Source organism: Enterobacter cloacae complex sp. SHL009, assembly GCF_049237205.1.
GTDB classification, from domain to species: Bacteria; Pseudomonadota; Gammaproteobacteria; order Enterobacterales; family Enterobacteriaceae; genus Enterobacter; species Enterobacter cloacae_M.
The window spans coordinates 227,597-251,517 of record NZ_JBMKIW010000003.1 but is presented as its reverse complement, the minus strand read 5'-3'; the positions used below and the strand labels follow the sequence as shown (position 1 = coordinate 251,517).

Here is a 23,921-nt window from a genome sequence, read left to right as displayed (position 1 = left end):
CGGCAAGCGTTGTATTATCCCAGGTCAGCCATCAGCACCTTTGAACGACGCTGATAGTTGTACATCTCTTTCTTCGTTTCCGGCAGAGAATCGATATCCACCGGCGTGAATCCGCGCTCCTGGAACCAGTGAATGCTGCGCGTCGTCAGGACGAACAGCTTGCTTAGCCCCATCTGGCGCGCCTGTGCCGCCACGCGTTCAAGCAGCATTTCGCCGCGTGAAGAGCTACGGTAATCAGGATGCACCGCCACGCAGGCCATTTCACCGATCTTCTCTTCCGGGAACGGATAGAGCGCGGCGCAGGCAATGGTCAGGTTATCGCGCTGAATAATGGTGAATTTGTCGATCTCCATCTCCAGCTGTTCGCGTGAGCGACGCACCAGAATACCCTGCTGTTCCAGCGGGCGGATCAGCTCCAGAATGCCGCCGATGTCATTGATGGTGGCGCGGCGGATCTGCTCCGCACTCTCCATCACAATCTGCGTACCAATACCGTCGCGGGAGAACAGCTCCTGGAGCAGGGCCCCGTCTTCCTGATAGCTGATCAGGTGGCTGCGGCGCACGCCGCTGCGGCAGGCCTTCACGGCGCCACGCAGGAAGCGGACGGTGCCGGAGTGGTAATCACCTTCGGCTTCCAGCGCTTCCACGCGGGCCTGGGCTTCATTCGGGAAGAGTTCCGGTACGATTGTTCCTTCAGCGTCCACGACGCCCTGGGAGGAGCAGAACCCAATCATTTTTTCCGCCTTCAGCTTGATCGCCAGCTGCGTGGCGATCTCTTCGGACGTCAGGTTAAAGCTTTCGCCGGTCACGGAAACGGCGACCGGGCCCATCAGCACGATGGCGCCGCTGTCCAGCTGGCGGTGAATAGCTTCCTCATCAATACGACGGATACGGCCGCTGTGGCAGTAATCCACGCCATCGTCCACGCCGAGCGGCTGGGCAATGATAAAGTTGCCGCTCACGACGTTGATATGCGCCCCCTGCAGCGGCGTATTGTTCAGGCTCATGGAGAGACGCGCGGTAATATCCAGCTGCAGCAGACCCGCCGCCTGTTTCACCAGCTCCAGGGTTTTGGCATCGGTGACGCGGGTGTGTTTGTGGTAAATCGGCTCGTGGTGGTGAGCGGCCAGGTTGGCGTCGATCTGCGGACGCGCGCCATAAACCACCACCAGGCGGATCCCGAGGCTGTGCAGCAGGCCAATGTCATTGACGATGCTGGAAAAATTTTCATGCTCAATGGCTTCGCCGCCAAGCATGATGACAAACGTTTTTCCCCGATGGGCGTTGATATAGGGAACAGAATGGCGGAATCCCTGGACCAGTTCGGTTCTACGTTCCTTCACCATGGCACAACCCTTAATGAATGTTTATTCGTAATTTCTGTATTTTTATTCGATTATAGCCACGTGTGCAAGTGCAAATTTTCCGCGACCCACAGAAATTGGTAAGTAATCCGTGCGTTAGCGTATGATTGTTTACCCTTTTATAGATGACAGTTTATGCGTCATTCGTTAAAGTTTTCGGTCAATCTGGACATTTTGTATATCAGTCAGTGTTCTTGCTCGGGAGAAGCATGTCGGGATCCAATTCAGCAATAAGCCGCCGCCGTTTGTTAAAAGGGGCCGGGGCAATGTGGTTGCTTAGCGTCAGTCAGGTCGGACTTGCCGCCACCAGTCAGGTGGTGGCGGTGCGCGTCTGGCCGTCGTCGACCTATACGCGCGTGACGGTCGAATCCAATCGCGTGCTGAAATATAAGCAATTTGCCCTCAGCAACCCGGAACGCGTGGTGGTGGATCTCGAAGGCGTTAACCTCAACTCCGTGCTGAAAGGGATGGCGGCGCAGATCCGCGGTGACGATCCGTTTATTAAATCGGCTCGCGTCGGGCAGTTTGATCCACAAACCGTGCGCATGGTGTTTGAGCTTAAACAGAACGTTAAGCCGCAGCTGTTCTCCCTGGCGCCCGTCGCGACGTTTAAAGAGCGCCTGGTGATGGATCTCTACCCGGCCAACGCAACGGATATTCAGGATCCGCTTCTTGCCCTGCTGGAGGATTACAACAAGGGCGACTTGCAGCGTCAGGTTCCACCTGCGCAAAGCGGTCCGCAGCCGGGGAAAGCAGGGCGCGATCGTCCGATTGTGATCATGCTCGATCCCGGACACGGCGGTGAAGACTCCGGCGCGGTGGGGAAATACCGCACGCGTGAAAAAGACGTTGTGCTGCAAATTGCCCGCCGCCTGAAGGCGTTGATTGATAAAGAAGGTAATATGCGCGCCTATATGACGCGCAATGAAGATATCTTTATTCCGCTGAAGGTCCGGGTGGCGAAAGCGCAGAAGCAGCGCGCCGATTTGTTCGTGTCGATCCATGCGGATGCCTTTACCAGCCGCCAGCCAAGCGGCTCGTCGGTGTTCGCGCTCTCAACCAAAGGCGCGACCAGTACCGCAGCAAGATATCTGGCTGACACCCAGAACGCCTCTGACCTGATTGGCGGCGTGAGCAAAAGCGGTGACCGCTACGTCGACCACACTATGTTCGATATGGTGCAGTCGCTGACCATTAACGACAGCCTGAAGTTTGGTAAAGCGGTGCTGGGCAAGCTGGGCAACATCAATAAGCTGCATAAAAACAGCGTTGAACAGGCCGGGTTTGCGGTACTCAAAGCACCGGATATCCCGTCCATTCTGGTCGAAACCGCGTTTATCAGTAACGTCGAAGAGGAGCGTAAGCTCAAGACGGCAAAATTCCAGCAGGAGGTTGCGGAGTCGATTCTGGCGGGGATACGGGCGTATTTCTCTGACGGGGCGACGCTGGCGCGACGCGGATAACGCTTTCAGCCGGGTAAACGCCCGGCAAATTCACAAACGACAGATACAAAAAAACACCCTTGAGGGTGTTTATTGTTTTCAGAAGTGTTGGTTGCGGGGGCCGGATTTGAACCGACGACCTTCGGGTTATGAGCCCGACGAGCTACCAGGCTGCTCCACCCCGCGTCCGTCTTTCTACAGTCGTAGAAGATACTTCATCAAATTTTAATTGGTTGCGGGGGCCGGATTTGAACCGACGACCTTCGGGTTATGAGCCCGACGAGCTACCAGGCTGCTCCACCCCGCGTCCGTGGATGCGCACTATACTCGGATAGGTTTGTGATGCAACCCCTTTTTCACATAAATCATGATTTTGTATGCAAATTGAACGACATGGCTCTGTTTGGACTATTTTTTGCGCAAAATTTGCCAAAGGGCATGCGATCGCATTTCATTAGCCCTGGCGGTTTGTTATCTTCATCACGCGGAAATGGGCAACTTAAAGACGAGATATAATGAAAGGACGTTGGGCGAAGTATCTGATGGCGGGCGCAATGGTAGCGATTCTTGCGGCCTGTTCTTCCAAACCGACCGATCGCGGTCAACAGTATAAAGACGGGAAGTTATCCCAGCCTTTCTCTTTAGTTAATCAGCCTGATGCCGTCGGCGCACCGATTAATGCCGGTGATTTCTCCGAACAGGTCTACCAGATCCGCAACGCGTCACCGCGTCTGTATGGTACCCAGAGTAGCGTGTATAACGCGGTCCAGGACTGGCTGAAAGCAGGCGGCGATACGCGCAACATGCGCCAGTTTGGTATCGACGCCTGGCAGATGGAAGGGGCCGATAACTACGGCAACGTCCAGTTTACCGGCTACTACACCCCGGTTATCCAGGCACGGCACTCGCGTCAGGGCGAGTTCCAGTACCCGATCTACCGTATGCCGCCAAAACGCGGTCGTCTGCCGTCTCGCGCTGAGATCTACGCCGGTGCGCTAAGCGAAAACTACGTTCTGGCCTACAGCAACTCCCTGATGGATAACTTCATCATGGACGTTCAGGGCAGCGGCTACATTGATTTTGGCGACGGGTCGCCGCTTAACTTCTTCAGCTATTCCGGTAAAAACGGCCACGCCTATCGCAGTATCGGTAAGGTGCTGATCGACCGCGGCGAAGTGAAGAAAGAAGATATGTCGATGCAGGCGATCCGCGAGTGGGGCGAGAAACACAGCGAAGCCGAGGTGCGCGAGCTGCTGGAGCAGAACCCGTCGTTCGTCTTCTTCAAACCGCAAAACTTCGCGCCGGTGAAAGGGGCCAGCGCGGTTCCGCTGATTGGCCGCGCGTCGGTAGCATCGGATCGTTCGATTATTCCTGCAGGCACCACGCTGCTGGCTGAAGTCCCTCTGCTGGACAATAACGGCAAGTTCAACGGTCAGTATGAGCTGCGTCTGATGGTGGCGCTGGACGTCGGCGGGGCAATTAAAGGCCAGCACTTCGACATCTATCAGGGTATTGGCCCTGACGCAGGCCATCGCGCGGGCTGGTATAACCACTACGGACGCGTGTGGGTACTGAAGGCGGCGCCGGGTGCTGGAAACGTATTCAGCGGCTGATTGTGATATTCTGAGCACAATACGGATTACTGTTCAGGGTGAGGAAAACCTCACCCTTTTTACATCTGAGGTCTTATGTCTGTGGTAATCAGCGACGCCTGGCGCCAGCGTTTTGGCGGTACGGCACGTTTATATGGTGAAAAAGCCCTGCAGCTGTTTGCGGATGCGCACGTCTGCGTCGTGGGCATTGGTGGTGTGGGGTCGTGGGCGGCAGAAGCGCTGGCGAGAACCGGTATTGGCGCAATTACCCTGATTGACATGGATGACGTTTGCGTCACCAACACTAACCGTCAAATCCATGCGCTGCGTGATAGCGTCGGCCTGGCAAAATCCGAGGTGATGGCGGAGCGTATCCGTTTGATCAACCCGGAGTGCCGCGTGACGGTAATCGACGACTTTGTGACGGCCGATAACGTCGCCGAATACATGAGCAAAGGCTACAGCTATGTGATTGACGCCATCGACAGCGTGCGGCCAAAAGCGGCGCTGATCGCCTACTGCCGTCGCTACAAGGTGCCGCTGGTCACGACGGGCGGTGCGGGCGGGCAAATCGATCCGACGCAGATCCAGGTGGCCGATCTGGCGAAAACGATCCAGGATCCGCTGGCGGCCAAGCTGCGTGAGCGCCTGAAGAGCGATTTTAACGTGGTGAAGAACAGCAAAGGCAAGCTCGGCGTCGACTGCGTGTTCTCGACGGAAGCGCTGGTCTACCCGCAGGCGGATGGCTCAGTCTGCGCGATGAAAAGCACGGCGGAAGGGCCAAAACGAATGGATTGCGCCTCAGGTTTTGGTGCGGCCACCATGGTGACCGCCTCCTTCGGCTTTGTGGCGGTGTCTCACGCCCTCAAGAAAATGATGGCGAAGGCGGAACGTCAGGCCTGAGCCTGGCGTGCGGCATCCAGTACCGCGTCGCTGAGCGCGATCAACCCCTGACCGCGCGAGGCGCTGAGCTGCGCGCGCAGCCCAAGCTCATCAAATAGCGCCAGCGGCGAATGTGCCAGCAGTTCCGCCGCGCTTTTCCCTTCCACAGCGGTCAGCAATACGGCCAGCAGGCCCCGGACGATGCGGCCTTCGCTGTCGCCGAAGAAGTGCAGCTTCTCGCCGGAGACGCTCACGCCCAGCCAGACGCGGTTTTCACAGCCTGCGATCTCTTTCGCCTGCGCTTTAAGATCGTCTGAAAGGGCAGGCAGCTGTTTACCCAGCAGGATCAGCTGTCGATATTTATCTTCCCACTGCTGGAGCGGGGCGAAGGTCTGTTTTAAGGTCTCTTCTGTGATGACGGTGCCAAACGGATGTCCGGCTAAAGCAGCGCTAGTCATTAATCCACCAGTATTTCAAGGGCGCGGTCAACGGCGGCAACCAGCGCGTCGACATCGCTTTGGGTATTATACGGCGCAAACGAGGCGCGCAGCGTACCGTTAACGCCAAGCGCCGCCAGCAGCGGCTGGGCGCAGTGCTGTCCGGCACGCAGGGCAATGCCGTACCCGGCCAGCAGCGTCACCATGTCGCTGTGATGTACGCCCGCAAAATCAAAGGCGAGCAGGCTTGAATCCTGAACGCGGAACGAGCGGAAACCCGGGCGCTTTTTGAGTTCTTCCTCTGCCAGCGTCGCCAGCCCCCGGCTCCAGCTTTCAGCCTGAACGATGTCTGTTTCTGCCAGCCACTCCAGCGCCGCGCTTAAGCCAATCACCCCCGCCACGTTCGGCGTACCGGCCTCCAGGCGATAGGGAACATCCTGAGTTTTGAAGCCATCGAACGACACTTCGGTGATCATTTTGCCGCCACCCAGCCACGGCGTCATTTTTGCCAGCAGTTCAGGCTTGCCGTACAACGCCCCAATACCGGTTGGCCCGTAGAGCTTATGCCCTGAGAAGGCATAGAAATCGATATCAAGCGCCTGCACATCAGCGGGGAAGTGCACTACGCCCTGAGCGCCGTCGACCATCACCACCATCCCGCTTGCATGGGCAATGCAAATAGCCTGAGCCAGGTCCGGGCAACCTCCCGTGACGTTCGACATCTGTCCGAGCGCCAGAATGCGGCTGCGAGGGGTAATCAGTTCGGGGAGACGTGCCACGTCGGGCAGAAGGTCTGCACCCAGTGGGAGTTTCACCACGCGCGCACCCGTTTGCTCGGCCACCATCAGCCATGGCACAAGGTTGGCGTGATGTTCCGCCTCGCTGACGACGATCTCATCGCCCGGCTGAAGCAGCGGGCGCGCGTAGCACTGGGCCACCATATTGATGGCTTCGGTGGTGCCGCGCGTCCAGACGATGTTTTTCCCGCTTTCGGCATTGATCAGGCGCGCGACCTGATCGCGTGCGGCTTCGTAGCGCGCGGTTAATCGCTGGGCTTCGGCAAACTGGCTGCGATGCACGTTCCCGGCGCTCAGGCTGTAGAACTGCTGCGTGGCCTCAATCACCGCCTGTGGCTTAAGGGCGGTGGCGGCGCTATCCAGGTAAATACCGGCATCGGCCAGAGCCGGAAACTGTGCGCGGAACTGCGCAGGACTGAAAGCGTTCATGGGATTCCTCATTTCAATATAGCGATCGTCGCGCAATTTCAGCGGCAGGGCAAGGAGGTTGATATCTATCAGAATTGTCTGCTTATCCTTACGACTTCAAAAAAGCAGGTTATGCTAAATAGTGTTAGGCGGATGTTTTAGCCTGTTATAAATCGAGGTTTGAATAGCATTAATTGCTAAAGGAGAATAATCATGAATAAGACAGCTGCAATCATTTCTGCCTGTGCGTTTACTTTTGCCCTGAGCGCGTGTTCTGGTAACAACTACGTGATGCACACCAACGATGGTCGTTCTATCGTTTCGGAAGGGAAACCGACTACCGATAATGATACCGGGATGATTTCGTACAAAGATGCTAACGGGAACAAGCAGCAGATCAACCGCACGGACGTGAAAGAGATGAAAGAGATCGAGCATTAACAGATCGCAGGCGAAAAAAAAGCACCGCAAATTGGCGGTGCTACATTAATCACTATGGACAGACAGGGTAAATGTACAGGAAGTGAAAAATTGGTAGCGTTGCTACCGTGGTCTGAATCGCAGACCAATTGCAAACACAACAACACAACATCACAACCGTAAGCCAAAAGCCCTTCAGAACACGCATTCCGAAAAAAGCTCTTCGTTCCGGCTCAGGAAGTGCCGCCACTATAGGTATTTGCTGGTAGTTCCTCAACGGACAAATTATAATGGCTCAGATAAAAAAAACTAATAGGTTAAACGTTGTTTCCTGTTTGTTAAAATCCGTTAACATCTAAGCCAGATAACCATGTCAAAGCGATTGCCACCCCTTAATGCATTACGTGTTTTTGATGCAGCAGCACGTCACCTGAGCTTCACCCGCGCGGCAGATGAGCTTTTTGTGACACAGGCCGCAGTAAGTCACCAAATCAAGTCTCTGGAGGATTTTCTGGGCCTTAAGCTGTTTCGTCGACGCAACCGTTCGTTGCTGTTGACTGAAGAGGGGCAGAGCTATTTTCAGGATATTAAAGAGATTTTTTCCCAGCTTACGGAAGCCACTCGTAAGCTGCAGGCTCGGAGTGCAAAAGGTGCTCTGACCGTCAGTTTATTGCCCAGTTTTGCCATTCATTGGCTGGTGCCAAGACTCTCAAGCTTTAACTCAGCTTATCCGGGGATCGACGTTCGAATCCAGGCTGTAGATCGTCAGGAGGACAAGCTGGCCGATGACGTAGATGTCGCCATTTTTTATGGTCGCGGTAACTGGCCGGGCTTGCGCGTTGAAAAATTATACGCAGAATATCTCCTGCCGGTCTGTTCTCCTCTGCTGTTAACAGGTGAGAAGGCGCTGAAGTCACCCGCTGATCTGGCTCAGCATACGCTTTTGCATGATGCCTCTCGCCGCGACTGGCAAACTTATACCCGTCAATTAGGTCTTACACATATTAACGTGCAGCAGGGACCCATTTTTAGCCACAGTGCGATGGTGTTACAGGCTGCCATTCACGGGCAGGGCGTGGCGTTGGCAAACAACGTCATGGCGCAGTCCGAAATTGAGGCAGGCCGCCTGGTTTGCCCTTTTAATGATGTACTGGTCAGCAAGAATGCGTTTTATCTGGTTTGTCATGACAGTCAGGCAGAACTGGGTAAAATAGCCGCCTTCCGGCAGTGGATACTGGCGAAAGCGGCAACCGAGCAAGAAAAATTCCGCTTCAGGTATGAGCAATAACGTTTGTGTGCCGGGCACGCATTAACTCAGGACTTAAACATGACCAGCCGATTCATGCTGATTTTTGCCGCGGTGAGTGGCTTTATTTTTGTTGCACTGGGCGCCTTTGGCGCACATGTATTAAGCAAGTCTTTAGGCGCAGTAGAGATGGGCTGGATCCAGACCGGCCTTGAATATCAGGCGTTCCACACGCTGGCTATTTTTGGGCTGGCGGTGGCGATGCAGCGTCGTATCAGTATCTGGTTTTACTGGAGCAGCGTGTTTATGGCGCTGGGTACCGTGTTGTTCAGCGGTAGCCTGTACTGCCTTGCGCTCTCACATTTGCGCCTGTGGGCGTTTGTTACACCTGTCGGCGGCTTCAGCTTCCTGGCGGGTTGGGTATTAATGTTTATCGGAGCTATCCGTCTGAAACGCAAGGGCGTTGTTCATGAATAAGGTTGTTTTATATTGTCGCCCGGGGTTTGAGAAAGAGTGCGCCGCGGAAATTACCGATAAAGCGGCGAAGCGCGAAGTCTTCGGCTTTGCCCGCGTAAAAGAAAACGCGGGCTATGTGGTATTCGAGTGCTATCAGCCTGAAGACGCGGACAAGCTGGCGCGCGAGCTGCCGTTCAGCTCGCTGATCTTTGCTCGCCAGATGTTTGTCGCGGGTGAGCTGCTGAAGGATCTTCCGCCGGAAGACCGCATCACGCCTATTGTCGGCATGCTGCAGGGCGTGGTGGAGAAGGGCGGCGATCTGCGCGTTGAAGTGGCGGATACCAACGAAAGTAAAGAGCTGATGAAGTTCTGCCGTAAGTTCACCGTGCCGCTGCGTGCGGCGCTGCGTGATGCGGGCGTGCTGACGAACTACGAAACGCCGAAGCGTCCGGTGGTGCATATCTTCTTTATCGCACCGGGCTGCTGCTATACAGGCTATTCGTACACCACCAACAACTCTCCCTTCTTTATGGGTATTCCGCGTTTGCGCTTCCCGTCCGATGCGCCAAGCCGTTCCACGCTTAAGCTGGAAGAGGCGTTCCACGTTTTTATCCCGGCAGATGAGTGGGATGAGCGTCTGGCAAACGGCATGTACGCCGTCGACCTTGGCGCGTGCCCGGGCGGCTGGACCTATCAGCTGGTGAAACGCAATATGTGGGTATCGTCCGTTGATAACGGCCCAATGGCGCAAAGCCTGATGGACACGGGGCAGGTCACATGGCTGCGTGAAGACGGATTCCGCTATCGCCCGAACCGTAACAACATCTCGTGGATGGTGTGCGATATGGTTGAGAAGCCGGCAAAAGTCGCCGCGCTGATGGCCTCCTGGCTGGTGAATGGCTGGTGCCGTGAGACCATTTTTAACCTCAAGCTGCCGATGAAAAAGCGCTATGAAGAAGTGTCGCAGAACCTGGCGTACATTCAAGAACAGATGGACGAACACGGTATTAACGTGGAGATCCAGGCGCGTCAGCTGTATCACGACCGTGAAGAGGTGACGGTGCATATTCGTCGCTGGTGGGCTGCGGTCGGCGGACGTCGCGACGAGCGATAGTCCGCTGATTGCCCTCACCCCGGCCCTCTCCCAAAGAGGCGAGGAGGAAAAGACCGCACCGAGAAATTCCCTCTCCCCCATGGGGAGAGGGTTAGGGTGAGGGGATATTAACGTTCTAACCGCAGCTGCTGTAAATTCCCGTCCAGCTGTAAATCCGTCTGTAGCGTTGCGATTTCCCGGCAGATAAACGCCATCTCTTTATGCGCCTCCAGCTTCTTGCGCCACTTTTCCGGTACCTCATCCAGACGGGCGTAAATCCCTTCCAGACTCTGAAAATCGGTCAGCAGCTGCGCGGCGCTCTTCGGCCCAATACCGGCGACACCCGGAACCTTAGAACTGCTGATGCCTGCCAGCCCCCAGTAATCCGGCAGTTGCTCAGGCGAGACGCCGAACTCGCTGGCAATAAACGGCGCGTCCAGCCAGCGTTTTTGAAAATAGTCGCGAATGCGGATAGTCGGGGAGAGCAGCTGGCAGTAGCCTTTGTCAGTTGAAACGATAGTGGCCTGATGCCCGGCGCTTGCCACCTTTACGGCCAGGGTGGCCGCGAGATCGTCGGCTTCATTTCCCTGTGCACCCCAGCAGGGAACGCCCCGCTGTTCAAATGCAGCGCGCAGCATGGGCAATTCAGCGTGAAGATCGTCCGGCATCGGGGCGCGTCCGGCTTTGTAGTCGGGCAGACGCTGGTGTCGCCAGCCAGTGTTGCGGGCTTCGTCATCAAATACCGCGACCGCATGGGTGGGCTCACTGTGGCGGATAAGCTGTTCCAGCGCGTGCAGACAGGTGTCTTTACAAGGCGTCCCCTGCACCGCATGGATACGGCGGATCAGGTTAAGAGCATCGACGATAAGTAAATGAACGGCCACAGATAATCTCCCTTCTATCTCATGCGTAAAGGGTAACACTGTCAGCAGCGTGAAACTATGAATGGTGGGGAAAACAGGAAGAAGCCTCGCAAAACGAGGCTTCCTGAGGGGCTTAATCGCAGGTCACGATCTTCATCGCCAGGCCGCCGCGAGAGGTTTCGCGGTATTTGGCGTTCATATCTTTACCTGTTTCGTACATGGTTTCGATAACCTTATCGAGACAGACGCGCGGCTCGCTGGTGCGGCGCAGCGCCATACGTGCCGCGTTCACCGCCTTCACTGAGGCAATCGCGTTACGTTCGATGCACGGCACCTGTACCTGTCCGGCAACCGGGTCACAGGTCAGTCCCAGGTTATGTTCCATGCCGATTTCCGCAGCAATGCACACCTGTGTCGGGCTTGCACCCAGCAGTTCGGCCAGACCCGCCGCCGCCATGGAGCACGCCACGCCGACTTCACCCTGACAGCCCACTTCCGCACCGGAAATAGACGCGTTCATCTTATACAGCGAACCAATCGCACTGGCGACCAGCAGGTAGCGCGCCAGCGAGTTCGCGTTCACTTCACGGATAAACTTGTCGTAGTACGCCAGCACCGCCGGAACGATACCGCAGGCGCCGTTAGTCGGGGCGGTGACCACGCGGCCCCCTGCGGCGTTCTCTTCGTTTACCGCCAGGGCGAACATGTTGATCCAGTCTACAACGGCCATCGGGTCCGTCGTCGTTTTGTCGGTGCTCACCAGCATACGGCGCAGCGCAGCAGCGCGACGCGGCACGCGAAGCTTGCCCGGCAGAACGCCTTCGGTGGTGATCCCGCGCTCAATACCGCCGCGCATCACTTCCCAGACGTTAGTGAAGTGCTGTTCGAGCTCTTCTTTACTGTGAAGTGCCAGCTCGTTTTTCATCATCAGGCCGGAGAGGGAAAGGCCCGTCTCCTGGCAGTGACGCTGAAGATCCGCCGCCGTTTTGTACGGATACGGCACTTCGACAGAAGAGGTATTGGTTTGACCAAAGTGGTCTTCGTCGACGATAAAGCCGCCGCCTATAGAGTAATACGTCTGGCTGTATACCGCTTTGTCGCCGGCCAGCGCGGTAATGCGCATGCCGTTTTCGTGCAGCGACAGGTTGTCCGCATGGAAATTCATGCAGTGGTCAACCGGGAATTCAACCTCATGCTCACCGTTCGCCAGCAGCAGGCGACCGTGGGTGTTCACATCCTGGATGAAGCCAGGGATCGCATCAATATCAACGGTATCCGGCAGGTTTCCCGCCAGGCCCATGATAATGGCGATATCGGTATGGTGGCCTTTCCCGGTCAGGGAAAGCGAGCCGTATACATCGACAACCACGCGGGTAATGTCATGCAAGATGCCGCGTGCAATCAAGTCATCCGTGAACTGCTTACCGGCTTTCATTGGTCCGACGGTGTGAGAGCTGGAAGGACCAATACCGATTTTGAAGATATCGAATACGCTAATCATGATGCGTCCATTGCTTTCAGTCAGAGAGGGAGGAGTGCGCCGTCCTAAGACGGCGCGGGTGATAATCAGAACATGGTGTACAGGGAGTAGAAGATCGCAGAGATTGCGATAAGACCCATGATAACCACAAAGACGTTGCTCACATGACCGCTGTACTTGCGCATAGCAGGGACTTTCTGAATCGCGTACATCGGCATCAGGAACAGAATCATCGCGATGACCGGGCCGCCCAGGGTTTCAATCATGCCCAGGATGCTTGGGTTCAGCGTTGCTACCGCCCAGGTGGTGAGCAGCATGAACAGTGCAGTGATTTTGTTCAGCTTGTTGATTTCAATGCTCTTGCCTTTACCGCGCAGAGATTTAATCACCATACCGTTGAAGCCTTCACGCGCGCCGAGGTAGTGGCCCAGGAAGGATTTTGTGATGGCGATAATCGCGATGATTGGTGCCATCCACGCAATGACCGGTGCGTTAAAGTGGTTCGCCAGGTAAGACAGAATAGAGATGTTCTGCTCTTTCGCTGCCGCCAGATCCGCCGGGGAGAGGCTCAGTACGCAGCTGAAGACGAAGAACATAACGGTCAGTACCATCATGATGTGAGCGCGCGCCAGGATGCTTGAGCACTTCTTCTCTGCGCCATTACCGTACTCTTCACGTTTCGCCACGGCGAAAGAGGAGATGATTGGGGAGTGGTTGAAGGAGAACACCATCACCGGAATCGCCAGCCAGAGGGTCATCAGCAGGCCGTTACCGGTTGCCGATGCGCTGCTCAGGGACAGGGTTTCCAGCGCTGCACCGTTCCACTGTGGGATCAGGTAGCAGGCCAGCAGCATCAGTGCGGCCACAAACGGGAACACCAGTACGCTCATCGCTTTCACAATCATCTGCTCACCGAAGCGCACGATGGTCATCATGCCGACAATCAGGATCAGAGACAGGATGGCACGCGGTGGCGGCGTCATGTGCAGCTGGTGCAGCATGAAGCTTTCAACGGTGTTGGTGATCGCCACGCTGTAAACCAACAGGATAGGGTAAATCGCGAAGAAGTAGAGCAGGGTAATCAGTTTACCTGCGCCCACGCCGAAATGCTCTTCAACCACTTCAGTGATGTCTTCACCCGGGTTTTTACCGGACAGCACGAAGCGGGTCAGACCGCGGTGTGCAAAGAAGGTCATCGGGAAAGCAATGATAGCCATAATGATCAGCGGAATCAGACCGCCGACGCCTGCGTTGATAGGAAGGAACAGTACACCAGCGCCGATTGCCGTGCCGTAAAGGCCAAGCATCCACATGGTATCCGTTTTGCGCCAACCACTTCGGGATTCAATCGAAGCAACGGTGCTGGTTTGAGTGGTTTCCATCTGTATCTCCTGGAGGAAGCGAATTGTCAGGTTTTTAGTCAAATCCGATGAAAAAGTGCCTGACGGTAATATGAAATTCGTTCAGTGACGGTTTTTTAATAATTTTTGCCCGTAACTATTGGCGGGCGGAAAGATACATTCTAGTTATGAATCTATCAGTGATCCTGATCCCAAATGCAATAATCCACTTATGATGTGGGCATCTTTAGACCATTTATCTGTTAAAAAAACGTCAAAGAGAATTTACGGGCGCGAAGGCTACCACCAACGACATGTGAGCTGAAAGACTGACCCGTGATATAGGTGTCTTTAGCTGTAAAGAAAGGGGTTTTTAGTATTTTCTGACGGGTAATTTAGATTAAGGCTGATAATTTACGGTTGAGAAAACAAGGTAATCGTTTGCGTTTGTGCATAGTTTGTTAAAGACATAAGTGATTCGTATGAATTACATCGGGAATAAAAAAAAGCCGGGACGCGCAACAGGGCGACCCGGCTTTGATGAGATATCGCTAAGCGTTATGTGCAGATTTCGTAGCAAGGAATATAGGCTGAGCCCGGCAGCTTCATGCGGTGCTGAGCGACAAAGCCCTGCAGCATGTCGTCCATGCGGCGCATCATCTCCGGATCGCCGTGGATCTTGTACGGACCGTACTGTTCAATGGCGCGGATGCCCATCTCTTTGACGTTGCCCGCCACAATCCCGGAGAAAGCACGACGCAGATCGGCCGCCAGAACTTCCACCGGCTGGTCCGGGTAGAGTTTCAGGTTCGCCATATTTTCATGCGTAGGCTCGAACGGGATCTGCAGGTCCGGCGCGATACGGATTGACCAGTTAAAGCTGTACGCATCGCCGGTATCGCGACGGTTTTCTTTTACCAGCGGCATCGCTTTTTTCATCTGGCGCGCCACTTCCGCGGCATCGTCAATGATGATGCGATAGTGACGACGCGCGGCTTCGCCCAGCGTGTGCACGATAAACTCGTCCAGCACGCGGAAGTAGTCTGCGCTCTCTTTTGGCCCGGTCAGGATCAGCGGCAGAACCTGATCTTTGTTGGCCGGGTTCATCAGAATACCCAGCAGGTAGAGCAGCTCTTCCGCTGTCCCCACGCCGCCCGGGAAGATGATAATGCCGTGGGCGATACGGACAAACGCTTCAAGACGCTTCTCAATATCCGGCATGATAATCAGCTCATTAACCAGCGGGTTAGGTGGCTCAGCGGCGATGATGGACGGTTCGGTCATGCCGATAAAGCGTCCCTCTTTATAACGCTGTTGCGCATGCCCAACCGCCGCTCCTTTCATTGGTGCTTCCATCGCACCCGGACCGCAGCCGGTACAGATATTCAGCTCGCGCAGGCCGAGCTGGGTGCCCACTCGACGCGCATAAAGGTATTCGGTTTCGTTAATAGAGTGGCCGCCCCAGCAGACGACCATGTTCGGCGCTTCGCCAACGTGCAGGGCACGGGCGTTACGCAAAATGGAGAACACCAGGTTGGTGATATGGACCGAGCTTTCCAGGTCGAGATGCTGGAAACGGCCTGCGTTGTGGATCTGCCCGTTAACAAACAGAATGTCACGCAGCACGGCAAACAGGTTAGCCTGAAGTGAACGGATGATGCGCCCGTCGACAAAGGCCTCTTCCGGCGGGTTGATGACTTCAAGCTTCACGCCACGCTCGCGGCGCAGCACGTTGATATCAAAGCTTTCGAAGCGGGACAGCAGTTCTTTACTGTTATCTGTCAGGCTTCCGGAGTTCAGAACGGCAAGTGAACAGTTACGAAACAGTTGATAAAGATCGCTGCTGGCTGTGCGCTTAAGCATGTCCACTTCCAGCTGCGACAACATATCCATTGAGCCAAGCGGGCTAATATGTGTAATCAAGTGAGCTCCTTACGGGACGATTATCGTCTTTCCCTGTTGATTACAATAGCCCTGGCGCGTGACGTTTCACAACCTAAAGCGCGGAAGATACCGCGCATATTGTGAAAATATTTATATTACTGACGCACCAGCCGTCCCGTTGCTGGCACAAAATCGGTGTTGGTGCGCCACGGGTTAATGTCCAGACCGCCCCGGCGGGTATAGCGCGCGTAAACGCTCAGTTTTTCTGGCTGGCAGAAACGCTGAATATCGCTAAAGATGCGCTCCACGCACTGCTCGTGGAATTCGTTGTGATGGCGGAAAGACACCAGGTAGCGCAGCAATTTTTCCCGGTCAATTTTCGGGCCGCGGTACTGGATCTGCACCGAGCCCCAGTCCGGCTGATGCGTGATCAGGCAGTTAGATTTCAGCAGATGGCTGACCAGCGTCTCTTCAACCACTTTGCCGCTCGCCGCGTTTTCGAGGTAGTCCGCGCTGAATTCATAATTCTCCACCTCGATATCCTGATCGTCGATGCAGGTCCCGTTGAAGCGGGCGACTGGCTGCCCTTCCAGCTCGTGCAGGCGATACAGTGAAACGCTCACCTTTCCCTGCGCGCAGGCGCTTAAATCGCGTTCCAGGGTGTGCTGAACGTCGTCCCAGCTGTTGAATTTAGTCTGGTTAAAGCTGTTGAGATAGAGCTTAAAGCTTTTGGATTCCACGAGATTAACGCTGGCGTAATCCAGCTCAACGTGGCCCACTGCCACCTGCGGCAGACCGCGCGCGTTAAGCCACGAGAGTTCGTACAGCGTCCAGATGTCACCGCCGACAAACGGCAAGGCATCCGCATGCAGGCCCAGAGGATCGCGGTTCAGGCTGCGCGGCACGCCCTGCAGCAGGCTTGCATCGTAGGTATCGCGGTAATCGGTCGATTTACCCAGCGTTAAGCCGGTTAACGCCTGATGATTTTCGTAAGACATGTTTCATAGCCACTTTACAGGTACACTTATGGCCTGAGTTTATCCTGTCTGACAAGAAGAGAGAAATCGGTGGACATCGAAACTGCAAATGCCCTCACTACCTTCACGGCCCGCTACTGCGATGCATGGCATGAAAAGCACGGAACATGGCCACAAAGCACTGATTTGTATGGCGTACCCTCGCCATGCATTATCTCTTCAGTCGACGATTACGTTATCTGGCAGCCAAAACCTTTCGACGGCGAGCAAAATGTAAATGCGGTTGAGCGTGCAATGGACATTGTGGTACAACCAGCGGTTCACGCGTTTTATACCACGCAGTTCGCAGGGGATATGCCCGCGCGCTTTGCTGATATCACGCTGACGCTGTTGCAGACCTGGAGCGAAGACGATCTGCAGCGTGTTCAGGAAAACCTGATTGGTCATCTGGTCACGCAAAAACGCCTTAAGCTTTCTCCGACGCTTTTTATTGCCACGCTGGACAGCGAACTGGATGTGTTATCCGTCTGTAACCTGTCAGGTGAAGTGGTTAAAGAGACTATCGGCACCCGCAATCGCGAGACTCTCGCCCCCTCTCTTGCGGATTTCCTCACCCGACTTGAGCCCCTTCTGTAATCCATGCTGCTACAGCGCGTGTGAGAGATCTCTTACAAGGTTTGTGAGAGATCGCTGGAACATTCAGTATTACCTCATTAAATTCAGATTAATATCACTCTATTTTTCAACAGATTAGTTGTTCATCCTATTATTTTTAGGGAGCCTGTGCGTCTTACAACTCCGGCTGAGTGGGTTGTAAGACGAAGCGGAATAGCGGATTCTATCTCCGTCGACAGGACGCCGACACGAGAAACGAACATCAGGATGATGGCGTTTCTCACACAGGACTCGTCAGGATGGCACTGCAGGAAGGCTTCAGGATGAAGCGAAGTGGATAACGCAGGATGCGTAAGGGACACCTCCAGGAAGGAGAACGAGAGCCGGTCAGGATGGTCGGTGGGTCAGGAAGGCCAGGACGTTTCGGGATGAAACAAACGCGTCAGGAAGATGTGTGCAGGATGCATTGGCTTACGGATGACCAGGCCTTCGGGCTTCAGGAAAAGTTGTCACGGATGAGCAGGGAGCACGAATTGTAGCTGGAATGCTGCGAAACGAACCGGGAGCACTGTTTTTACAGTGCTCCCTTTTTTATTTCTGCCTTCCGCAATGCTATGCTGCGCGCCGTTCACTTTTTCAGTTGAGGTTACTATGACGCAACACGATAGCGTTCGTGCTCAGTTGCACGCCATCGAAGCCCTTTTGCGCCAACATCAGCTGTGGCAGGAGACCGCGCCGCAGCCAGAAGCGTTCGCGAGCACTCAGCCCTTCTGCCTGGATACGCTGGCCCCGTTTGAATGGCTGCAGTGGGTGTTAATTCCGCGCATGCACGCCCTGCTTGAGGGCGGTCACCCGCTTCCGCAGGCGTTTGCTGTCTCTCCCTACTATGAAATGGCGCTCGAGACGACGCACCCTGCGCGCGACGTGATGCTGGTCGAACTGGAAAAACTGGATGCCCTGTTTGCCGGTGAAGATGCATGACGCTTGAGATCCTCTATCAGGACGAGTGGCTGGTGGCGGTGAATAAACCGTCAGGCTGGCTGGTACACCGCAGCTGGCTCGATCGCGATGAGAAGGTGGTGGTGATGCAGACCGTTCGCGATCAGATTGGTCAGCATGTTTTTACCGCCCATCGTCTCGACAGGCCGACCTCCGGCGTGCTGCTGATGGGGCTTTCCAGTGAGTCGGGACGCCTGCTGTCACAGCAGTTTGAACAGCATCAGATGCAAAAGCGCTATCACGCGATCGTGCGCGGCTGGCTGACGGAAGCCGCCACGCTGGACTATCCGCTGGTGGAGGAACTGGACAAAATCGCCGATAAATTTGCCCGCGATGACAAAGGTCCGCAGCCCGCAGTGACGGATTATCGCGGCATGGCGACGACCGAAATGCCGGTGGCCACCAGCAAATTTCCGACCACACGCTACAGCCTGGTTGAGCTTCTGCCTAAAACCGGGCGTAAGCACCAGCTGCGACGCCATCTTGCGCACCTGCGCCATCCGATTATTGGCGACAGCAAACACGGTGATTTGCGCCAGAACCGCAGTGCGGCCGAACACTTTGGCTGCCATCGTCTGATGCTGCACGCCAGCGAGCTGAGCCTGACGCACCCGTTTACCGGCGAGCCGCTGACTATCCGTGCTGGGCTGGACGACGTCTGGATGCAGGCGCTGTCACAGTTTGGCTGGCTGGGACAACTCCCCGAAAATGAAAGGGTTGAGTTTGTATCGGGCAACGTTCAGGATGAACGGTAAACGCATTCATTATGGGAAAATAGCATGGCTGAAGTAGGCATTTTTGTCGGGACAATGTACGGCAACTCGCTGCTGGTAGCGGAAGAGGCTGAGGCAATACTCGCCAGCCAGGGCCATAAAGCCACGGTCTATGAAGATCCGGAACTGGCAGACTGGGAAAAGTATAAAGATAAATACATTCTGGTGGTGACCTCCACCACCGGGCAGGGCGATCTGCCGGACAGCATCGTGCCGCTTTTCCAGGGAATTAAAGACCAGCTTGGCTATCAGCCGGACGTGCACTACGGCATCATTGCTCTGGGCGACAGCTCTTACGCTAACTTCTGCGGCGGCGGCAAGCAGTTCGATGCGCTCCTGCAGGAACAGAGCGCCCAGCGCGTCGGCGAGATGCTGCTGATTGATGCCGGGGAGCATCCTGAACCCGAAAGCGAATCGAACCCGTGGGTCGAGCACTGGGCAACTCTCCTTAAATAGTTGTGTAGGCCGGGTCAGGCGTAGCCGCCGCCCGGCGATACATCCCGCTCCAAACGCCAATTCCGTGAACCACCTTCCATTCCCCTGGGCTTATGCCATAAACAACCTCTCATACACCCTTTAATACTGTGTTTCTGCACGGTGAGGTGATGAGGCACTCCTTCATATACTTTTCCGGTCACTATAAAACGGCGTCAGGCCGTACCAAAACGACAAAACACCAATCTCATTCTGATTACCCTACCGGTGCTGTACAGAATGAACCAGGCGAAAGCTATGTTTCAGGAGTGCAACAATGAGTACATTAAGCCACGCAGCGAGCAGCGCTGAAAAGCGCACCAACGCCCGCTACTGGATAGTGGTGATGCTGTTTATCGTCACATCCTTTAACTATGGTGACCGCGCCACGCTGTCGATTGCCGGTTCGGAAATGGCAAAAGATATCGGCCTTGATCCGGTGGGCATGGGTTACGTTTTCTCCGCATTCTCATGGGCCTACGTCATCGGGCAAATTCCTGGCGGCTGGCTGCTGGACCGTTTTGGATCTAAACGCGTCTATTTCTGGTCCATTTTTATCTGGTCGATGTTTACCCTGTTGCAGGGTTTCGTCGATATCTTCAGCGGCTTCGGCATTATCGTGGCGCTCTTCACGCTGCGCTTCCTGGTAGGCTTAGCGGAAGCACCTTCCTTCCCGGGTAACAGCCGCATTGTGGCGGCCTGGTTCCCGGCGCAGGAGAGGGGAACGGCGGTGGCGATTTTTAACTCCGCACAGTACTTCGCGACGGTGATCTTTGCGCCCATTATGGGCTGGCTGACCCATGAGGTGGGCTGGTCACACGTTTTCTTCTTTATGGGCGGGCTTGGGATCGTCATCAGCTTTATCTGGCTGAAAGTGATCCACGAACCCAACCAGCATCCAGGCGTGAACAAAAAAGAGCTGGAGTACATTGCTGAAGGCGGCGCGCTGATCAACATGGATCAGAAATCCGCAAAAGCAAAAGTCCCGTTCAGCCAGAAATGGGCGCAGATCAAGCAGCTCGTCGGCTCGCGCATGATGATCGGCATCTATCTGGGCCAGTACTGTATTAACGCCTTAACCTACTTCTTCATCACCTGGTTCCCGGTGTACCTGGTGCAGGCTCGCGGCATGTCGATTCTGAAAGCGGGATTTGTCGCGTCGGTCCCGGCAATCTGCGGCTTCGTCGGCGGCGTGCTCGGCGGAGTGATTTCCGACTGGCTGATGCGCCGGACCGGCTCGCTGAACATCGCGCGTAAAACCCCGATTGTGCTCGGCATGCTGCTCTCCATGACCATGGTGTTCTGTAACTACGTCAACGCCGAATGGATGATTATCGGCTTTATGGCGATGGCCTTCTTCGGCAAAGGCATTGGCGCGCTGGGCTGGGCGGTGATGGCGGATACGGCGCCGAAGGAGATCAGCGGCCTGAGCGGCGGACTGTTCAACATGTTCGGCAATATCTCCGGGATTGTTACGCCTATCGCTATCGGCTACATCGTCGGCACCACCGGCTCTTTCAACGGTGCGCTGATCTACGTGGGTGTGCATGCGCTGGTGGCGGTGCTGAGTTACCTGGTGCTGGTTGGGGATATCAAACGCGTCGAACTTAAACCTGTTGCGGAGCGTGGATGATGACAACGCAATCGAGCCCAACCGTTACGGAGATGAAGGTCATTCCGGTAGCCGGACAGGACAGCATGCTGCTCAACATTGGCGGTGCGCATAGCGCCTGGTTTACCCGTAATATCGTCGTGCTGAAAGACAGCGCAGGGAATACCGGCGTGGGCGAAGCCCCGGGCGGAGAGGTGATCTACCAGACGCTGGTCGATGCCATTCCGCAGGTGGTGGGCCAGGAGGTCGCCCGTCTGAACAAGGTCGTTCAGCGGGTGCATAAGGGCAATCAGTCGGCGGACTTTGAGACGTTCGGTAAAGGTGCCTGGACGTTTGAACTGCGCGTCAATGCGGTCGCCGCGCTGGAGGCCGCCCTGCTCGACTTGCTGGGTAAGGCGCTCAATGTTCCGGTTTGCGAGCTGCTGGGGCCAGGCAAACAGCGCGATGCGGTAACGGTGCTGGGCTATCTGTTCTACGTTGGCGATCGCAATAAGACCGATCTCCCTTATCTGGCTCGATCCACGGGCGATCACGACTGGTATCGCCTGCGCCACCAGGAAGCGCTCTCCAGCGACGCGGTGGTGCGGCTGGCCGAGGCGGCGCAGGATCGCTACGGCTTCAAGGATTTCAAGCTGAAGGGCGGCGTGCTGCCCGGCGAGCAGGAGATTGAAACGGTCCGGGCGCTGAAAAAACGCTTTATGGATGCGCGGATCACCGTTGACCCGAACGGCGCCTGGCTGCTGGATGAAGCAATTAGCCTGTGCAAAGGGCTGGGGGATGTCCTGACCTATGCGGAAGATCCCTGCGGTGCGGAGCAGGGCTTCTCGGGCCGTGAAGTCATGGCTGAGTTCCGTCGCGCCACCGGGCTGCCTGTCGCGACCAATATGATCGCCACCAACTGGCGTGAAATGGGCCATGCGGTGATGCTGAACGCCGTCGACATACCGCTGGCGGACCCTCACTTCTGGACGCTTTCAGGTGCAGTGCGCGTGGCGCAGCTGTGCGATGACTGGGGGCTGACCTGGGGCTGTCACTCGAACAACCACTTTGATATTTCGCTGGCGATGTTTACCCACGTTGGCGCGGCGGCGCCGGGTAACCCGACCGCCATCGACACCCACTGGATTTGGCAGGAAGGGGAAGCCCGCCTGACGAAAAATCCGCTGGAAATCATCAACGGCAAGATTGCCGTACCGGATGCGCCGGGGTTGGGCGTGGAGATTGACTGGGATCAGATCCATAAAGCCCATGAGGCGTATAAAAAGCTACCGGGCGGCGCGCGTAACGACGCGGGCCCGATGCAGTACCTGATCCCCGGCTGGACATTTGACCGTAAGCGCCCTGTTTTTGGACGTCACTGATAAAAGGATTACACGATGAGTACTTTTTCTACCCCTGTAGTCACCGCCATGCAGATCGTTCCGGTTGCGGGCCATGACAGCATGCTGATGAACCTGAGCGGCGCGCATGCGCCATTCTTCACCCGCAATATTGTCATTATCAAAGACAATTCCGGCCATACGGGCGTGGGCGAAATTCCGGGCGGGGAGAAGATCCGCCAGACGCTGGAAGATGCCATTCCGCTGGTGGTGGGCAAAACGCTGGGCGAGTACAAAAATGTCCTCAACACCGTGCGCAATACCTTTGCCGATCGCGATGCCGGAGGGCGTGGCCTGCAGACCTTCGATCTGCGCACCACCATTCACGTGGTGACCGGGATTGAATCCGCGATGCTGGATCTGCTGGGTCAGCATCTGGGCGTTAACGTTGCCTCGCTGTTGGGCGAGGGGCAGCAGCGCAGCGAAGTGGAAATGCTGGGCTATCTTTTCTTTGTCGGCGACCGCAGGCTGACGCCATTGCCTTATCAGAGCCAGCCGGATGAACAATGCGACTGGTATCGACTTCGCCACGACGAGGCGATGACCCCGGATGCGGTGGTGCGCCTGGCGGAAGCCGCGTACGAAAAATATGGCTTTAATGATTTCAAACTGAAGGGCGGCGTGCTGGCCGGTGAGGAAGAGGCGGAAGCCGTCACCGCGCTGGCAAAACGTTTCCCGCAGGCGCGCGTGACGCTGGATCCGAACGGCGCGTGGTCGCTTGATGAAGCGATCAAAATTGGTAAGCAGCTGAAAGGCGTGCTGGCGTATGCGGAAGATCCGTGTGGGGCTGAACAGGGCTTCTCTGGCCGTGAAGTCATGGCGGAATTCCGTCGCGCCACGGGGCTGCCGACCGCGACTAATATGATTGCCACCGACTGGCGTCAGATGGGACACACCCTGTCATTGCAGTCCGTCGATATTCCGCTGGCTGACCCGCACTTCTGGACGATGCAGGGGTCGGTGCGCGTGGCGCAAATGTGCCACGAGTTTGGCCTGACCTGGGGCTCGCACTCTAATAACCACTTCGACGTGTCGCTGGCGATGTTCACGCACGTTGCCGCCGCCGCGCCGGGCACGATTACCGCTATCGACACGCACTGGATCTGGCAGGAAGGTAATCAGCGTCTGACTAAGCGGCCGTTTGAGATCATAGGTGGCATGGTGCAGGTGCCTTCCACGCCGGGGCTAGGGGTTGAGCTGGATATGGACCAGGTTATGAAAGCCCATGAGCTGTATCAAAAACACGGTCTGGGCGCGCGCGACGATGCGATGGCGATGCAGTATCTGAGCCCCGACTGGACATTCGACAATAAACGCCCGTGCATGGTACGATAAACGCATTGGGACCGCTCCCATTAGCGGTCTTTTACGTGGTGTATGCTTAACGT

Annotated in this window: 22 protein-coding genes and 2 tRNA genes; 14 read left to right on the top strand and 10 right to left on the bottom strand. The window is 55.8% G+C overall.

The genetic code is table 11. The features are described from left to right. Positions 1–14: 14 nt before the first annotated feature. On the bottom strand, positions 15–1,346 hold the full coding sequence (argA, locus tag ACOTZC_RS09955) for an amino-acid N-acetyltransferase (protein WP_023309037.1): 1,332 nt from the start codon (positions 1,344–1,346) through the stop codon (positions 15–17). Between the two features lie 227 nt (positions 1,347–1,573). Between argA and amiC the strand changes: the two genes are divergently transcribed. Next, positions 1,574–2,827, top strand: coding sequence for an N-acetylmuramoyl-L-alanine amidase AmiC (gene amiC, locus ACOTZC_RS09950; protein ID WP_047173529.1), 1,254 nt, complete (start codon positions 1,574–1,576; stop codon positions 2,825–2,827). Between the two features lie 88 nt (positions 2,828–2,915). On the opposite strand, the gene ACOTZC_RS09945 is transcribed toward amiC, so the two are convergent. Continuing rightward, positions 2,916–2,992 (bottom strand) — tRNA-Met (locus tag ACOTZC_RS09945). Positions 2,993–3,036: 44 nt separating this feature from the next. Continuing rightward, a tRNA-Met gene (locus tag ACOTZC_RS09940) sits at positions 3,037–3,113 on the bottom strand. Positions 3,114–3,321: 208 nt separating this feature from the next. Between ACOTZC_RS09940 and mltA the strand changes: the two genes are divergently transcribed. Both mltA and tcdA read left to right on the top strand, forming a co-directional pair. Beyond that, positions 3,322–4,419, top strand: coding sequence for a murein transglycosylase A (gene mltA, locus ACOTZC_RS09935; protein WP_023309035.1), 1,098 nt, complete (start codon positions 3,322–3,324; stop codon positions 4,417–4,419). A 75-nt stretch (positions 4,420–4,494) separates the two neighbouring features. Continuing rightward, on the top strand, positions 4,495–5,301 hold the full coding sequence (gene tcdA, locus ACOTZC_RS09930; RefSeq protein WP_008499651.1) for a tRNA cyclic N6-threonylcarbamoyladenosine(37) synthase TcdA: 807 nt from the start codon (positions 4,495–4,497) through the stop codon (positions 5,299–5,301). Here the strand turns inward: tcdA and csdE are convergent. Together csdE and csdA are read right to left on the bottom strand one after the other, a co-directional pair. After that, positions 5,292–5,738 (bottom strand): cysteine desulfurase sulfur acceptor subunit CsdE, encoded by a 447-nt coding sequence (csdE, locus tag ACOTZC_RS09925; protein ID WP_023333259.1) that lies wholly within the window; start codon positions 5,736–5,738, stop codon positions 5,292–5,294. The two genes, tcdA and csdE, sit on opposite strands and share 10 nt — an antisense overlap. Beyond that, complete coding sequence (gene csdA, locus ACOTZC_RS09920; protein ID WP_134867198.1) at positions 5,738–6,943, bottom strand: cysteine desulfurase CsdA; 1,206 nt, start codon at positions 6,941–6,943, stop codon at positions 5,738–5,740. Before csdA ends, csdE begins: the two co-directional genes overlap by 1 nt. A 192-nt stretch (positions 6,944–7,135) precedes the next feature. Between csdA and ACOTZC_RS09915 the strand changes: the two genes are divergently transcribed. The 4 genes from ACOTZC_RS09915 (at position 7,136) to rlmM (ending at position 10,158) form a co-directional block, all read left to right on the top strand. Then, positions 7,136–7,363, top strand: a complete 228-nt coding sequence (locus tag ACOTZC_RS09915) for a YgdI/YgdR family lipoprotein (protein ID WP_008499648.1) — start codon at positions 7,136–7,138, stop codon at positions 7,361–7,363. Between the two features lie 349 nt (positions 7,364–7,712). Further along, on the top strand, positions 7,713–8,630 hold the full coding sequence (gcvA, locus tag ACOTZC_RS09910; RefSeq protein WP_023309032.1) for a glycine cleavage system transcriptional regulator GcvA: 918 nt from the start codon (positions 7,713–7,715) through the stop codon (positions 8,628–8,630). 39 nt (positions 8,631–8,669) lie between these two features. After that, positions 8,670–9,065, top strand: coding sequence for a DUF423 domain-containing protein (locus ACOTZC_RS09905; RefSeq protein WP_023309031.1), 396 nt, complete (start codon positions 8,670–8,672; stop codon positions 9,063–9,065). After that, positions 9,058–10,158, top strand: a complete 1,101-nt coding sequence (gene rlmM, locus ACOTZC_RS09900; RefSeq protein ID WP_023309030.1) for a 23S rRNA (cytidine(2498)-2'-O)-methyltransferase RlmM — start codon at positions 9,058–9,060, stop codon at positions 10,156–10,158. Before ACOTZC_RS09905 ends, rlmM begins: the two co-directional genes overlap by 8 nt. Positions 10,159–10,265: 107 nt before the next feature. Here rlmM and xni read toward each other — a convergent pair whose 3' ends face one another. From xni to queF, 5 genes are all read right to left on the bottom strand, one after another. Beyond that, entirely contained in the window at positions 10,266–11,021 is a 756-nt protein-coding gene (xni, locus tag ACOTZC_RS09895; protein WP_021241892.1) for a flap endonuclease Xni, read from the bottom strand. Positions 11,022–11,133: 112 nt separating this feature from the next. Beyond that, a complete protein-coding gene (locus ACOTZC_RS09890) occupies positions 11,134–12,501 on the bottom strand; it encodes an L-serine ammonia-lyase (RefSeq protein WP_033146431.1) in 1,368 nt (455 codons plus the stop codon). Positions 12,502–12,566: 65 nt separating this feature from the next. Continuing rightward, positions 12,567–13,862 (bottom strand): HAAAP family serine/threonine permease, encoded by a 1,296-nt coding sequence (locus tag ACOTZC_RS09885; RefSeq protein ID WP_023309028.1) that lies wholly within the window; start codon positions 13,860–13,862, stop codon positions 12,567–12,569. A gap of 516 nt (positions 13,863–14,378) precedes the next feature. Next, entirely contained in the window at positions 14,379–15,743 is a 1,365-nt protein-coding gene (gene ppnN, locus ACOTZC_RS09880) for a nucleotide 5'-monophosphate nucleosidase PpnN (protein ID WP_023309027.1), read from the bottom strand. A gap of 116 nt (positions 15,744–15,859) precedes the next feature. Next, entirely contained in the window at positions 15,860–16,702 is an 843-nt protein-coding gene (queF, locus tag ACOTZC_RS09875) for an NADPH-dependent 7-cyano-7-deazaguanine reductase QueF (protein WP_023309026.1), read from the bottom strand. A 69-nt stretch (positions 16,703–16,771) separates the two neighbouring features. On the opposite strand from queF, the gene syd reads away from it, so the two are divergent. From syd to gudD, 7 genes are all read left to right on the top strand, one after another. Continuing rightward, entirely contained in the window at positions 16,772–17,317 is a 546-nt protein-coding gene (gene syd, locus ACOTZC_RS09870) for a SecY-interacting protein (protein WP_023309025.1), read from the top strand. Between the two features lie 630 nt (positions 17,318–17,947). Next, a complete protein-coding gene (locus tag ACOTZC_RS09865) occupies positions 17,948–18,277 on the top strand; it encodes a YqcC family protein (RefSeq protein ID WP_033146428.1) in 330 nt (109 codons plus the stop codon). Then, entirely contained in the window at positions 18,274–19,050 is a 777-nt protein-coding gene (gene truC, locus ACOTZC_RS09860) for a tRNA pseudouridine(65) synthase TruC (protein WP_045404163.1), read from the top strand. The genes ACOTZC_RS09865 and truC overlap by 4 nt, the downstream gene beginning before the upstream one ends. Positions 19,051–19,074: 24 nt before the next feature. Continuing rightward, entirely contained in the window at positions 19,075–19,524 is a 450-nt protein-coding gene (locus tag ACOTZC_RS09855) for a flavodoxin (protein ID WP_029741558.1), read from the top strand. Between the two features lie 295 nt (positions 19,525–19,819). Next, the gene (gudP, locus tag ACOTZC_RS09850) at positions 19,820–21,175 is read left to right on the top strand and encodes a galactarate/glucarate/glycerate transporter GudP (protein WP_045404164.1); all 1,356 of its coding nucleotides are present in this window, start codon (positions 19,820–19,822) and stop codon (positions 21,173–21,175) included. Beyond that, a complete protein-coding gene (locus ACOTZC_RS09845) occupies positions 21,175–22,515 on the top strand; it encodes a glucarate dehydratase family protein (RefSeq protein WP_239633114.1) in 1,341 nt (446 codons plus the stop codon). The genes gudP and ACOTZC_RS09845 overlap by 1 nt, the downstream gene beginning before the upstream one ends. A gap of 15 nt (positions 22,516–22,530) precedes the next feature. Then, complete coding sequence (gene gudD, locus ACOTZC_RS09840) at positions 22,531–23,868, top strand: glucarate dehydratase (RefSeq protein WP_248162745.1); 1,338 nt, start codon at positions 22,531–22,533, stop codon at positions 23,866–23,868. Positions 23,869–23,921 lie beyond the last annotated feature (53 nt).

Coding starts and splice junctions, on each gene's coding strand:
- tcdA (WP_008499651.1), top strand. CDS start 4,495: ATGTCTGTGGTAATCAGCGACGCCTGGCGCCAGCGTTTTGGCGGTACG.
- gudP (WP_045404164.1), top strand. CDS start 19,820: ATGAGTACATTAAGCCACGCAGCGAGCAGCGCTGAAAAGCGCACCAAC.
- mltA (WP_023309035.1), top strand. CDS start 3,322: ATGAAAGGACGTTGGGCGAAGTATCTGATGGCGGGCGCAATGGTAGCG.
- truC (WP_045404163.1), top strand. CDS start 18,274: ATGACGCTTGAGATCCTCTATCAGGACGAGTGGCTGGTGGCGGTGAAT.
- ACOTZC_RS09865 (WP_033146428.1), top strand. CDS start 17,948: ATGACGCAACACGATAGCGTTCGTGCTCAGTTGCACGCCATCGAAGCC.
- ACOTZC_RS09890 (WP_033146431.1), bottom strand. CDS start 12,501: ATGATTAGCGTATTCGATATCTTCAAAATCGGTATTGGTCCTTCCAGC.
- rlmM (WP_023309030.1), top strand. CDS start 9,058: ATGAATAAGGTTGTTTTATATTGTCGCCCGGGGTTTGAGAAAGAGTGC.
- gcvA (WP_023309032.1), top strand. CDS start 7,713: ATGTCAAAGCGATTGCCACCCCTTAATGCATTACGTGTTTTTGATGCA.
- ACOTZC_RS09905 (WP_023309031.1), top strand. CDS start 8,670: ATGACCAGCCGATTCATGCTGATTTTTGCCGCGGTGAGTGGCTTTATT.
- gudD (WP_248162745.1), top strand. CDS start 22,531: ATGAGTACTTTTTCTACCCCTGTAGTCACCGCCATGCAGATCGTTCCG.
- amiC (WP_047173529.1), top strand. CDS start 1,574: ATGTCGGGATCCAATTCAGCAATAAGCCGCCGCCGTTTGTTAAAAGGG.
- csdA (WP_134867198.1), bottom strand. CDS start 6,943: ATGAACGCTTTCAGTCCTGCGCAGTTCCGCGCACAGTTTCCGGCTCTG.
- argA (WP_023309037.1), bottom strand. CDS start 1,346: ATGGTGAAGGAACGTAGAACCGAACTGGTCCAGGGATTCCGCCATTCT.
- ACOTZC_RS09885 (WP_023309028.1), bottom strand. CDS start 13,862: ATGGAAACCACTCAAACCAGCACCGTTGCTTCGATTGAATCCCGAAGT.
- queF (WP_023309026.1), bottom strand. CDS start 16,702: ATGTCTTACGAAAATCATCAGGCGTTAACCGGCTTAACGCTGGGTAAA.
- ACOTZC_RS09845 (WP_239633114.1), top strand. CDS start 21,175: ATGACAACGCAATCGAGCCCAACCGTTACGGAGATGAAGGTCATTCCG.
- csdE (WP_023333259.1), bottom strand. CDS start 5,738: ATGACTAGCGCTGCTTTAGCCGGACATCCGTTTGGCACCGTCATCACA.
- ACOTZC_RS09855 (WP_029741558.1), top strand. CDS start 19,075: ATGGCTGAAGTAGGCATTTTTGTCGGGACAATGTACGGCAACTCGCTG.
- ACOTZC_RS09915 (WP_008499648.1), top strand. CDS start 7,136: ATGAATAAGACAGCTGCAATCATTTCTGCCTGTGCGTTTACTTTTGCC.